Source organism: Methylophaga sp. UBA2689 (assembly GCA_002354555.1).
GTDB lineage: Bacteria > Pseudomonadota > Gammaproteobacteria > Nitrosococcales > Methylophagaceae > Methylophaga.
Genome location: DELT01000064.1, coordinates 1 through 11,323, shown reverse-complemented (window position 1 = coordinate 11,323; position 11,323 = coordinate 1). Strand labels below are relative to the sequence as shown.

Sequence of the window (11,323 nt, the reverse complement as noted above, 5' to 3'; positions counted from 1 at the left end):
AGTCATGACCAGGATTTAATCAGCCAGTTACCTTACCGCCACATTACCCTGCAACAGGGAAGGCTTGCAGAAAACCATTCATGAAACTACTGAATATTCATAATTACCTGCTGCGTCATGTTCAGGTCATGCTCTCCAGTCTGGGTGAGTTATGGCGTCAACCTGTCGCTACTTCGATGACTTTACTGGTGATTGGCATTGCCTTGTTATTACCTGCGGGTTTGTTTGTCATCCTGAAAAATGTCGAACAGGTCAGCGGAGAATGGCAACATGCCAATCGTATTTCCCTGTTCCTGCAAGATGAAATAAGCGACAAACGTGGCGAGCAATTGGCTGAGCAACTCCAGACATGGCCCGATATTGTCGATGTTTCATTTCAATCTGCCCAGCAGTCGTTAAACGAATTTCGAGAAATATCGGGACTGGAAAGTCTGCTGGATACATTACCTGAAAATCCTCTGCCTGCAGTGATCATCATCGAACCCGAAGAAGCGCAACAGCAGGAAGCAATAGAGGCTTTATTAGAAAGGCTTGATGCCTTACCGGAAGTCGATTTGGCACAACTCGATATGCAATGGCTACAACGATTGCGAAGTATTAATGAAACGGGCCAACGCGGCATTACCATTCTGGCTATTTTGTTATCACTGAGTGTACTGCTGGTTATTGGTAATACAATCCGCCTGGCTATTCTTAATCGTCAGACGGAAATACGGGTTATCAAACTGGTTGGTGGTACCAATACCTTTGTCAGAAGACCTTTTTTATACACCGGAATGTGGTACGGCTTTCTGGGTGGGGTCTTGGCCTGGATTGCCTTACTGATTAGTCTGCTCATTATCAGTGGACCAATTGATGAATTGGCGGCCTTGTATGACAGCCAGTTCACTTTAAAGTGGTTTGGCGGTCAGATGTTATTTGCATTACCCATCAGTGGACTGTTACTGGGCGTCATGGGGGCATGGCTTGCCGTGAGTAGACATTTGAATGCAATTGAGCCAAGCTAATGGTATTAAAGAAACTTTTCACTTTATAACCATTCTAATGGATACATTTTAAATTGCTTTTTGCTAGAATAAAGCGATAGGTTTTCATAGGGAGAACGCACACATGACAACGCATGCAGCCCAATATCAACTTGCCACAGCACCTATTGGCAATCTGGATGCATACACCAATCTCGTGCATCAAATTCCCGTTTTAACGGCTGAAGAAGAGCACGACTTAGCGACACGCCTGCAACAAAATGGCGATCTGGAAGCGGCACAGCGACTGGTATTGTCGCATTTGCGTTTTGTGGTTCGTATTGCCAAAGGCTACAGTGGTTACGGTCTGCCGGTTGCCGACCTGATTCAGGAAGGTAATATCGGTCTGATGAAAGCGGTCAAACGCTTTGACCCGGAAAAAGGTGTCCGACTGGTTTCTTTTGCCGTGCATTGGATTCGCGCAGAGATCCATGAGTATGTGATTCGCAACTGGCGTATTGTTAAAATCGCCACCACTAAAGCGCAGCGTAAATTATTTTTTAATCTGCGCAGTGCCAAACAGCGTTTAGGTTGGCTGAATCAGGATGAAATTGAAGCCGTTGCTGAAGATCTTGGTGTCACTGCCGCCAATGTCATCGATATGGAGCGCCGTCTGGCTCAACCGGATACATCATTTGATTTGCCGGTAGATAATGACGATGACGAATCCAGCTATTCACCAGCCGCTTATTTAAAAGCGCCTGATAACAGTGATCCATCCAAACAACTGGAACACGAGGATTATGCTGATTTTCAACAGCAAAAGCTGGTCAATGCATTAGCAACACTGGATGAACGTAGTCGCGATATTATCAGTAAACGCTGGTTGCACGATGACGATAAAGCCACCTTGCATACACTGGCCGATCAATATCAGGTTTCCGCTGAACGGATTCGGCAGATTGAAAATAATGCGATGAAAAAACTTCGTCTTTTAATGGATTAATAACAACCACAAAAAAGCCCGCTTACCTTTCGGAAAGCGGGCTTTTTTTTACCCAGGCTTTACCGTTCAAGCAAAGGTGTTTTGTTAGGTTTACCGTCCCACTCTTCTGCATCTTCCAAAGGATCTTTTTTCTCAGATAATACGGGCCAGGCTTGTGATAGTTCCGCATTAATCTGCAGGAATTCCATTTGCTCATCCGGTAAATCATCTTCAGAAAAAATGGCTTCTGCTGGACATTCGGGTTCGCAAAGTGTGCAATCTATACATTCGTCAGGATCAATAACCAAAAAGTTAGGACCTTCGTGAAAACAGTCTACTGGGCAGACATCAACACAATCAGTATATTTACATTTAATACAGTTTTCAGTGACAACAAAGGTCATGGTGAAATCTCCACAAATACAATTTTTTACAGGCCAGACCTGTCAGAATGTTCGATATTCTACATGATTTACCAACGTTCTGGGCAATGATGATAATTACGGTATGATCAACTTTGCTCTGAAGATTACCCGTCTGAAAACAGGATGACCCGATGATAAGAAAAATTCTAATCCTAGCCGTATTTATCAGTTTTTTTCTGATCAGTACTGCATTTGCTGTATTCAATATGCAAACCGTTTCTCTTGATCTGTTTTTTGTACAATGGCAGCTACCATTGGCCGTTCTATTAATCGCCTTTTTATTATTGGGATTGATAATCGGCGCCACGATTATTGCTCTGAGCACGCTTCGAATCCGCTATGACAATCATCGCTTGGAAAATAAATTGCAAAGTGCCGAGCAAGAACTGAATAGCCTGCGTATCTTACCTGTACGAAATAGCCACTAGGCCCAATAATGATGCAATGGCTTTTTTTCCTGTTACCCGTCGCAGCGCTGTCAGGTTGGTTGCTGGCCATGCGGCATTATAAAAAACAGCCACAAAGACATGCTAAAGCCTTTAATCCAGAATATTTTAAAGGCTTGAATTATCTTCTCAATGAACAGCCCGACAAAGCAATTGATGTATTTATCGGACTTCTTGAAGTGAATAGTGAAACGGTCGAAACCCATTTGGCACTGGCGAACCTTTTCCGTCGCCGTGGCGAAACAGAACGCGCCATTCGTATTCATCAGAACTTAATTGCCCGGCCAAGTCTGCACGGTGAACAACGCCTGCAAGCCATGGTGGAACTGGGCCTGGATTATATGCATGCCGGTGTATTGGATCGTGCAGAGCATCTGTTTCTTGAATTACTCCAGCAGCCGCAGCCTCACCCGGAAGCAGCGAAACAATTAATGCGCATATACCAACAGGAAAAAAAATGGGCGCAGGCAATTGAAATGGGCAAACAGATTGATGCCAGTAAAACCGCACAGGTGAAACCCTTAATTGCTCAGTTTTATTGTGAACTTGCCGAACAATATACCGATCACGATCGCCACGAAGCATTCAACATGCTCAAGCAGGCTTTGTCTCATGATGAAAATTGCGTGAGAGCCAGTCTGCTGGAAGCCCGACTGTTTCTGAGTATAAAGCAGCCCCGAAAAGCCCTTAGCGCGTTGCAGAATATCGAAAAGCAAAATCCTAAATTTTTGTCAGAAGCATTACCTTTCTGGCATGAAGCCTATCAGCAGTTAGGAGATTTACCGGCATTACGCAACCAGTTAACCCAGCTGATTAACCGTCATCCACACCTGACTTCTGCCCGTATTATGTTGACCCATATCGTGGCTGAACTGGAAAACAGTAAAACCGCCCAACAAATGCTTTACGAACAATTACATCACCATCCTTCGGTCGAAGGTTTGCATACCTTGATTAAACTGGGTGAAAACAATCAAATTGCGCTTATCCCGTTGATTGAGCGCATTACCCGAACCATGGTAGAAAAAGGTGATCGCTACACCTGCAAAAACTGTGGTTTCTCAGGCAAGACCATGCATTGGCTGTGTCCTGGTTGTGCCAGCTGGGGAACCGTTCGCCCCACTGAAATTCATCTTACTGCTCTGGAAAAATTACTGGATTCACCTTCATGAACAAAACCCGTATTTATCATAACCCTCGCTGTAGTAAATCACGCGAAACCCTGGCTTTACTGGAAAATCAACAACAGGATATTGAGATTGTGGAGTATCTTAAGACTCCCCCAACAGCGGAAGAATTATCCGATATCCTGCAGCAGCTTGATATGCAACCCAGACAGTTGTTAAGAACTAAAGAAACGCTATATAAGGAATTGCAATTAGATAATGACAACTTATCTGATCAAGAACTTATCAGAGCCATGTGTGACAACCCGAAACTGATTGAACGACCAATCGTCATTAAAAACAACCAAGCCATTATTGGCAGACCACCTGAAGCAGTGCTGAATATTCTCTGAGACCCCACTATGAATGAGATTTTGATCCTTTATTACAGCCAGTCCGGGCAGGTAAAAGCTATGGCTGAACAAATTGCGCGTGGTGTGGAAAAACATACTCAGTGCACGGCGCGAATCAGAACGGTGCCCAGGGTTTCCACTGTTTGTGAAACAACCGAACCAGAGATTCCCGCCTCAGGCCACCTTTATGCCACATCGGCTGACTTGCAGGAATGTGCAGGACTTATTCTGGGGAGTCCTACCCGTTTTGGCAATATGGCAGCTGCACTTAAATATTTTATCGATGGTACCAGTGACAATTGGTTATCCGGTACCCTGAACGGCAAACCGGCTGGAATATTTACTTCAACCGGAAGCTTGCATGGTGGTCAGGAAACCACCTTGTTATCCATGATGCTGCCGCTATTACATCACGGTATGGTGATTACCGGTTTACCCTATACCGAAGCTGCTTTGATGAACACGCAAACCGGTGGCACACCTTATGGTGCCAGCCATTTTGCCGGAGCAGATAATAAACGGACTATGAGTCAGGAAGAAATCGATTTGTGCCAGGCATTAGGGTTGCGGGTCGCTGAGCTTGCCGTTAGGCTTGCCAAATGAAATTTGTGCAATCACTCAGAATTATTTCGTTAATCAGTTTTTTTGGACTGATGATCAGCGTACTGGTCTGGATTTTACTCGCAGAACACAGTGAAAACTTTCCTGTCGCGGCATGGCTGATCATAGGGGTGGTGCCATTATTATTTCCGATGAGAGGTGTTCTCTATGGAAAAACTTATACTCATGCCTGGGCCAGTTTTTTGATGTTGTTTTATATTGCCCATGGAATTGGCGAGTTATATAGCAGAGATGCTGTTGTCTGGTATCCATTACTGGAAGTGATCTTCAGTAGCAGTTTTTTTGTAGCAGCGAATTTATATGTGCGGACCTCGGCAAAATTGCGAAAAAAATCACAGACTTAATTTATAAAGAGTGTTCCAATACCACTAAATATTTATTGGAGTGACCTATGAGTACGATTCCTGCCATTCAATCAGCTTATCAAGGCATTCAAAGTGGCATGCAAAGCCTTAACAAAAACGCTTTCGCTGTGGCAAGTGAATCAACCAAAGGCGGTGATTTCGTGACTCCTATGGTCGATATGAATAGCGACAAGCTACAGGTACAGGCTTCAGCAAAAGCTCTGCAAATCAGCTCTGATACACTTGGCTCTCTGCTTGATATCAAGGTCTGAAAAAACTTTCAATTCTGCTTAACTTCTAAATACTGGCAACAAAAAGGTATTTGACGCTACACTATAGTCGTTACTGACTACGAAGACCTATTTTGAGTTTACCCCCATACACCGCGCTTGACGAAAAGATTATCCTTGCAGCGCTAAATCCCGAAATTATCTCTCAACTTGACAGCCTTCAGGTTTTCTCTGAAGTGACTTCAACCAACGATATTCTCTGGCAAAAAGCCCAAACGGGTATATCCGGCACAGCATTGTGTCTTGCAGAAATGCAGACCGCTGGCCGCGGTCGTCGTGGTGGTCAGTGGGTTTCTCCCGCTAGTGGCAATATTTATCTGTCTTTAATGCGGTCATTAAACACTGAAGCTGTCCGTAATGGTCTCAGCATTGCCATCGGCATCGCCTTGATTAATACCCTTCGGGCAGAGGGTATAGAAGGTTTGCAATTAAAATGGCCCAATGATGTTTTATATAAGCGACGTAAACTTGCAGGAATTCTTGTAGAATCACGTTACGGAAGCCAAAACTACGTTACCATCGGTATCGGCTTGAACCTTTCACTACCGGACAATTTACATACTGCCATCCCTCAGCCCGTTATCAGCCTGGAGCAACTTTGTGATCCGCTCCCCTGTCGCAATCGGCTGGCAGCCAAAATAATTCAAAATATGATTGAAACCCTAGAACTCTTTTCTCATCGTGGTCTTAGTGACTTTCTGCCTTTATGGCCACAATACGATGCCCTGCATAATCAGGCTATAAATATCATCAGCGAAAACGGACAATTTACCGCACTCGCCTGTGGTATCAACGAACAAGGTGAATTACGGTACATGCGTGACCAGCAAGTAGCATACTTATCCAACAGCCACCTCAGTATCAGGTTTGCCTCATGATCTTATTAGTCGATATTGGAAACAGTCAGATTAAATGGACCACGATACAGTCCAAGGTATTGGCTGACTCGCAATATTTCAGCAGACCAAAGACCGGCATCAAAGCTGCTTTGAATAAAGCGTGGAAATCACTTGATGATATCGAGGCTGTTTTTGTCAGTAACGTAGCCGGCGACAAGATAGCCGCACAACTGACCGAATGGATCGACAAACAATGGAAACTGACACCGGTATTTGTGCAAAGTGAGAAAAGAAGGTTTGGTGTGACCAATGCCTATGAACAACCTGAAACACTGGGTGTGGATCGTTGGTTAGCCATTGTCGCCGGCCGCCAACATGCACGTCAGGTTACCTGCGTTATTGATTGTGGCACAGCCATCACCGTGGATATCGTGACTGAAAAGGGACAGCATCAGGGAGGTTTAATTGTTCCCGGATTGTCGCTGATGAAAAAAATGTTGACCGATAATACCGATGCGCTTGGCAATGTTACACAGGAAAGCGAATTTAACTTACTGGCAACCAACACCCATACCGCTATTCAGGCGGGTACCTTGTATATGGTTACGGCAACTCTGGAAAATCTCATCAACGATCTACAACAGAATTTCACAGATGAAGTTCGATTTTTGATTACCGGAGGTGATGCTGAGGAAATAATTCCACTCATGCCCCAGCCATTAATACACGAACCTGATTTAGTGTTGAAAGGTTTGGCGCAATACGCCAGACAAAACAATCAACGCAATAGAAATAAACCGGTGAAACAGATTGAATCCAACTCGGATGAAACCCCGATAGAAGATTCAACAGCATTGCCAGAAAACGCGAACTGAGATAAGCTTTCGCCCCCTTAAGGAGAACTGGCCGAGTGGTTGAAGGCGCACGCCTGGAAAGTGTGTATAGGTTAATAGCCTATCGAGGGTTCGAATCCCTCGTTCTCCGCCAAATTAATTTCATAGCCTGTTAATCTTCATTGGCAATTTCCCAACCCTGGCTTTATCTGATTTTTTAAATGTGATGCTTCCCATGCTGATAATGCGATGGCGAATATTGCGCAGGGATAGTAAGCATTTTCAGATTACAGAAATCAGCTTCAACATATTTAACCTAGTTTTTGCTTCCCCTTAACCGAACTGTTTGAATGAACAGACAATAATAAATTTCTTTATTTTTATTACCGCTATGCATGGCACTGAAATCAAAAAAAGCATAGAATAGCCAACTCTATGGTGGCCCAGCCGGTCTCCTCGCGACGATATGTTGGTTACCACGTCAGGCCCGGAAGGGAGCAGCGCAGCCATCGGACTCGGGCGCCGAGATTGGGCTGGTTTGGGTCACCACCCTTATACCACATTGGGTATCTGACAAGCTGCATGAGTTATCTGGTACTGGCCCGCAAGTGGCGCCCCAAAAAATTTGCCGAAGTTGTCGGCCAGCAGCACGTATTACGTGCGCTGATTAATGGCCTAGACCAAGACCGTCTGCATCATGCTTTTCTGTTTGCCGGCACTCGCGGGGTGGGTAAAACCACATTGGCAAGAATCTTTGCCAAATCCCTCAATTGTGAACAAGGCATCAGCTCTACTCCTTGCGGTGAATGTAATAGCTGTGTTGAAGTCGACAACGGTCGTTTTGTTGATTTGATCGAAGTGGATGCAGCGTCGCGTACCAAAGTCGATGATACCCGTGAGCTGCTGGATAATGTTCAATATGCGCCCAGTCGCGGACGCTACAAAGTCTATTTGATCGACGAAGTCCATATGCTGTCTACCAGTAGTTTTAATGCGTTACTGAAAACACTGGAAGAACCCCCACCCCACGTCAAATTCCTGTTTGCCACAACGGATCCGCAGAAGTTACCGGTCACGATTTTGTCTCGCTGCCTGCAATTTAATCTGCGTCGATTGGATATCAAACAAATTTCCGATCATCTGGCGTTTATTCTGCAGCAGGAAACTATAGATTTTGAAGCCGAGGCTTTAAATCAGATTGCCTTTGCTGCTGATGGCAGTATGCGGGATGCCTTGAGCCTATTGGATCAGGCAATAGCCTTTTCCGGTGGCAAAGTGACCACGGAAATTGTCAGTCAGATGCTGGGCAGTGTTTCCCAACAGCAATTGATTCAATTGCTTGACGCGTTAGCAGCTAAAGATGCCAAATCACTACTGATACATATTGATGAACTGGCCTCTTTAGGCCGTGACTTTGTAGTGGTACTGGATGGTTTGATGACCAGTCTGCAACGTATTGCCACCATTCAATTAATTGCTGACACAGAATCACTTGATCAACAGGATGATGCGGCGTTACAGAATTTTGCCAATATTTTCTCCGCTGAAACGGTGCAACTGCTGTATCAGATCGCCCTGCATGGCAAGCGCGATATGCCTTATGCTGCTGACCCACGTAGTGGTTTTGAAATGACCTTGTTGCGGATGTTGAGTTTTCAACCCCAGGCGGTAACTGTTAACGCGGGGCATCCCCCTGTAAAAAAGTCGCAAGCCAATAGTCAATCAGCGTCTGCTTCAGCAGCGGTAAATTCATCTATTGAATCAGCTGAAATGTATTCTCTCCCATCAGATTCAACGGTTACCCATTCTTCGAAAGCTGAGCCTGATTCCGCCGAACCACCGCATACTGCACCAGCAAAACTTGAGATAAATGAACCGTCGGTCGAACCTGAAACGCATTCGACAGTGGTCACTAATGCTCCAACGGAAGTTCCGCACCAAGAATCTGCACAATCTGAGCCTGAAGATACATCACAGCTGCTCAATTTGACCACTGCAAACTGGACCGCGTTGATTGCAAAATTAAAACTGTCCGCATTTGCCAGGCAATTGGCAGATCACTGCGCCTATCTCCGCTCGGATAAAAATAAAATTTATCTTTCCGTCGCATCAGAATTACAACATCTGGCAAATGACAAATCGGTTGCAAAACTGCAAGCAGCAGTCAGTAAACAGCTGCAGTTTGAAGTCTCATTAGTGTTTACTGAAACAACTGACACGGAAAATGTCCCGACATTAGCTGCTGAGCGTGCACAACAGGCCGCAGAACTTCAACAAAACGCAGTTGATGCCATTCACAATGATCCTGTGGTTGAACAGATCAAAAATGCATTTAATGCCCGTATAATCGATACAACAATTAAACCCTTATAACTTTAAAGAGGATCTCCTATGAAAGGTGGATTAGGTAATCTGATGAAACAGGCCCAGGAAATGCAGGCCAATATGCAAAAGGCTCAGGAAGAACTGGCCAATGTCGAAGTCACTGGTCAGGCGGGTGGCGGCATGGTGCAAATCACCATGACCGGCAAACACGATGTTAAACGTGTGAGCATTGAAGATAGCCTGTTTCAGGATGATAAAGAGATGCTGGAAGATTTGATTGCAGCAGCTGTTAATGATGCAGTAAAACAAGTCGAGAAAACTACCCAGGAACGCATGGCTGGCATGATGCCTCCAGGCATGAAATTACCTTTCTAATTCAGATATGGCTACTCTCGGTCCCAGTATTGATCAACTGATCCAGGCTTTACGCTGTTTACCCGGCGTGGGGCCAAAATCAGCTCAGCGAATGACGTTTCATTTACTGGAACGCGATCGTAGCGGTGGGGAACATCTGGCTGAAATGCTGAGCAAAGCGCTGGCTAATGTAAAACATTGCCAGCGCTGTCGTATTTTAAGTGAAGAAGATATTTGCAGTCGCTGTAACGACAGTTCACGCCGTGAAGATCAACTGTGTATTGTGGAGATGCCCAGTGATGTGATTGCTATTGAACAGGCAACGCATTATCAAGGACAGTATTTCGTGCTGACCGGTCATTTATCTCCATTGGATGGTATCGGACCTGAAGCATTAGGCATCCCCGATCTCATTGCGCGGTTTGATCAGAAAATTGTTACTGAAGTCATTCTGGCAACCAATCCAACGGTTGAAGGCCAGGCTACAGCACACTATATTAGTGAAATAGCACGTTCAAGAGACATTCATGTAACACGGTTGGCACATGGTATACCATTGGGGGGTGAACTTGAGTATGTTGACAGTGGTACACTGTCTCATGCATTTGCTGGGCGAGAAAAATATTAACCGATCCAAACACTATTAGAGTGGATTTACATGACGGAAATCTATACCGCATACGACTCATTAAAAAACTTTAACGGTCTCATCCACCGCCAGCCGTTGTTTATTTCCAAAAAACTCGATGTCGACAGTTATCACCTGACTTTTCTTGATACTGGAGGAAATCCGCTGGGTGAAGACGCACCAGTTCCGGATTTTCTATCGCAGCTTTCTGACATATTGCAGGCGATAAATCATAATCAAAAAACCTTATTAACCATTCCCGGCTCGTGGCAAAAAGCACTTTTCGAGTATGAAATGCCTGGAATTGATCTGATCATTGAAGCCAATGACCGTTCAATAACGAAACCAGCCAGTTCACATGTCAGTTATGCGGAAAGTGCCAAGAGTAATGTTGGTAATGGTCGGACACTTTTAATTGATTTGGAAGAGTTCTCTGAAAATGAGATATCTGAAAATCTGCCAAAATGGCGGCAGCAACATCCCGTGCTGTGCGCTTTAAACGTCAATGCCTTCTCACAGTTCAGTCTTTGTCAGTTACATGATATCGATTTACTCCAGGGATTTTTCTACACGCTTCCAGATAACAGTATTGATAAGAAAATCGCTCCTGCTGCACAAACGCTGATGGAGCTTCTGGTCAAGTTACAGGATCCTGAAGTAGAGGTTGATGAACTGGCGGAAATTATTAATCAGGATGTGGCATTAAGTTATAAATTGCTGCGTCTGATTAACTCAGCTTTTTTTGGCCT

At 44.7% G+C, this 11,323-nt stretch carries 15 protein-coding genes, 1 tRNA gene and 1 other RNA gene; 16 read left to right on the top strand and 1 reads right to left on the bottom strand.

Annotated features, from left to right (window positions below; translation table 11 throughout):
* Positions 1-80 precede the first annotated feature (80 nt).
* On the top strand, positions 81-1,007 hold the full coding sequence (ftsX, locus tag B3M51_RS07455; protein WP_014706476.1) for a permease-like cell division protein FtsX: 927 nt from the start codon (positions 81-83) through the stop codon (positions 1,005-1,007).
* A 103-nt stretch (positions 1,008-1,110) separates the two neighbouring features.
* Positions 1,111-1,971, top strand: coding sequence for an RNA polymerase sigma factor RpoH (gene rpoH / locus B3M51_RS07450; RefSeq protein ID WP_104934555.1), 861 nt, complete (start codon positions 1,111-1,113; stop codon positions 1,969-1,971).
* 59 nt (positions 1,972-2,030) lie between these two features.
* On the opposite strand, the gene fdxA is transcribed toward rpoH, so the two are convergent.
* Positions 2,031-2,354 (bottom strand): ferredoxin FdxA, encoded by a 324-nt coding sequence (gene fdxA / locus B3M51_RS07445; protein ID WP_014706474.1) that lies wholly within the window; start codon positions 2,352-2,354, stop codon positions 2,031-2,033.
* 152 nt (positions 2,355-2,506) lie between these two features.
* Here fdxA and B3M51_RS07440 point away from each other — a divergent pair, with 152 nt between their 5' ends.
* From B3M51_RS07440 to B3M51_RS07375, 14 genes are all read left to right on the top strand, one after another.
* Positions 2,507-2,803: a LapA family protein gene (locus B3M51_RS07440; protein ID WP_292354743.1), complete on the top strand. Its 297-nt coding sequence runs from the start codon at positions 2,507-2,509 to the stop codon at positions 2,801-2,803.
* 8 nt (positions 2,804-2,811) lie between these two features.
* A complete protein-coding gene (lapB, locus tag B3M51_RS07435) occupies positions 2,812-3,993 on the top strand; it encodes a lipopolysaccharide assembly protein LapB (protein ID WP_292757969.1) in 1,182 nt (393 codons plus the stop codon).
* A complete protein-coding gene (gene arsC, locus B3M51_RS07430; RefSeq protein WP_014706471.1) occupies positions 3,990-4,340 on the top strand; it encodes an arsenate reductase (glutaredoxin) in 351 nt (116 codons plus the stop codon). The genes lapB and arsC overlap by 4 nt, the downstream gene beginning before the upstream one ends.
* A 9-nt stretch (positions 4,341-4,349) precedes the next feature.
* A complete protein-coding gene (gene wrbA, locus B3M51_RS07425; protein WP_292757967.1) occupies positions 4,350-4,943 on the top strand; it encodes an NAD(P)H:quinone oxidoreductase in 594 nt (197 codons plus the stop codon).
* Complete coding sequence (locus tag B3M51_RS07420) at positions 4,940-5,305, top strand: DUF2069 domain-containing protein (protein WP_292757965.1); 366 nt, start codon at positions 4,940-4,942, stop codon at positions 5,303-5,305. Before wrbA ends, B3M51_RS07420 begins: the two co-directional genes overlap by 4 nt.
* 47 nt (positions 5,306-5,352) lie before the next feature.
* Complete coding sequence (locus B3M51_RS07415) at positions 5,353-5,577, top strand: hypothetical protein (RefSeq protein WP_014706468.1); 225 nt, start codon at positions 5,353-5,355, stop codon at positions 5,575-5,577.
* Positions 5,578-5,669: 92 nt separating this feature from the next.
* The gene (locus B3M51_RS07410; protein ID WP_292757963.1) at positions 5,670-6,473 is read left to right on the top strand and encodes a biotin--[acetyl-CoA-carboxylase] ligase; all 804 of its coding nucleotides are present in this window, start codon (positions 5,670-5,672) and stop codon (positions 6,471-6,473) included.
* Positions 6,470-7,309 carry a type III pantothenate kinase gene (locus B3M51_RS07405; RefSeq protein WP_292481127.1) on the top strand — a complete coding sequence of 280 codons (840 nt, stop codon included), beginning with the start codon at positions 6,470-6,472 and terminating at the stop codon, positions 7,307-7,309. The genes B3M51_RS07410 and B3M51_RS07405 overlap by 4 nt, the downstream gene beginning before the upstream one ends.
* A gap of 21 nt (positions 7,310-7,330) precedes the next feature.
* A tRNA-Ser gene (locus tag B3M51_RS07400) sits at positions 7,331-7,421 on the top strand.
* A 291-nt stretch (positions 7,422-7,712) separates the two neighbouring features.
* An RNA gene (gene ffs, locus B3M51_RS07395) (signal recognition particle sRNA small type) lies at positions 7,713-7,809 on the top strand.
* Between the two features lie 40 nt (positions 7,810-7,849).
* Entirely contained in the window at positions 7,850-9,640 is a 1,791-nt protein-coding gene (dnaX, locus tag B3M51_RS07390; protein WP_292757961.1) for a DNA polymerase III subunit gamma/tau, read from the top strand.
* An 18-nt stretch (positions 9,641-9,658) separates the two neighbouring features.
* Complete coding sequence (locus B3M51_RS07385; RefSeq protein WP_014706464.1) at positions 9,659-9,967, top strand: YbaB/EbfC family nucleoid-associated protein; 309 nt, start codon at positions 9,659-9,661, stop codon at positions 9,965-9,967.
* Positions 9,968-9,974: 7 nt separating this feature from the next.
* On the top strand, positions 9,975-10,574 hold the full coding sequence (gene recR, locus B3M51_RS07380; protein ID WP_014706463.1) for a recombination mediator RecR: 600 nt from the start codon (positions 9,975-9,977) through the stop codon (positions 10,572-10,574).
* 30 nt (positions 10,575-10,604) lie between these two features.
* Positions 10,605-11,323, top strand: a 719-nt coding sequence (locus B3M51_RS07375; protein ID WP_292757958.1) for an HDOD domain-containing protein, incomplete at its 3' end; no start/stop codon positions are given.

Excerpts from the sequence above, each read along its gene's own strand:
- ftsX (WP_014706476.1), top strand. The coding sequence starts at position 81 with ATGAAACTACTGAATATTCATAATTACCTGCTGCGTCATGTTCAGGTC.
- rpoH (WP_104934555.1), top strand. The coding sequence starts at position 1,111 with ATGACAACGCATGCAGCCCAATATCAACTTGCCACAGCACCTATTGGC.
- fdxA (WP_014706474.1), bottom strand. The coding sequence starts at position 2,354 with ATGACCTTTGTTGTCACTGAAAACTGTATTAAATGTAAATATACTGAT.
- B3M51_RS07440 (WP_292354743.1), top strand. The coding sequence starts at position 2,507 with ATGATAAGAAAAATTCTAATCCTAGCCGTATTTATCAGTTTTTTTCTG.
- lapB (WP_292757969.1), top strand. The coding sequence starts at position 2,812 with ATGATGCAATGGCTTTTTTTCCTGTTACCCGTCGCAGCGCTGTCAGGT.
- arsC (WP_014706471.1), top strand. The coding sequence starts at position 3,990 with ATGAACAAAACCCGTATTTATCATAACCCTCGCTGTAGTAAATCACGC.
- wrbA (WP_292757967.1), top strand. The coding sequence starts at position 4,350 with ATGAATGAGATTTTGATCCTTTATTACAGCCAGTCCGGGCAGGTAAAA.
- B3M51_RS07420 (WP_292757965.1), top strand. The coding sequence starts at position 4,940 with ATGAAATTTGTGCAATCACTCAGAATTATTTCGTTAATCAGTTTTTTT.
- B3M51_RS07415 (WP_014706468.1), top strand. The coding sequence starts at position 5,353 with ATGAGTACGATTCCTGCCATTCAATCAGCTTATCAAGGCATTCAAAGT.
- B3M51_RS07405 (WP_292481127.1), top strand. The coding sequence starts at position 6,470 with ATGATCTTATTAGTCGATATTGGAAACAGTCAGATTAAATGGACCACG.
- dnaX (WP_292757961.1), top strand. The coding sequence starts at position 7,850 with ATGAGTTATCTGGTACTGGCCCGCAAGTGGCGCCCCAAAAAATTTGCC.
- B3M51_RS07385 (WP_014706464.1), top strand. The coding sequence starts at position 9,659 with ATGAAAGGTGGATTAGGTAATCTGATGAAACAGGCCCAGGAAATGCAG.
- recR (WP_014706463.1), top strand. The coding sequence starts at position 9,975 with ATGGCTACTCTCGGTCCCAGTATTGATCAACTGATCCAGGCTTTACGC.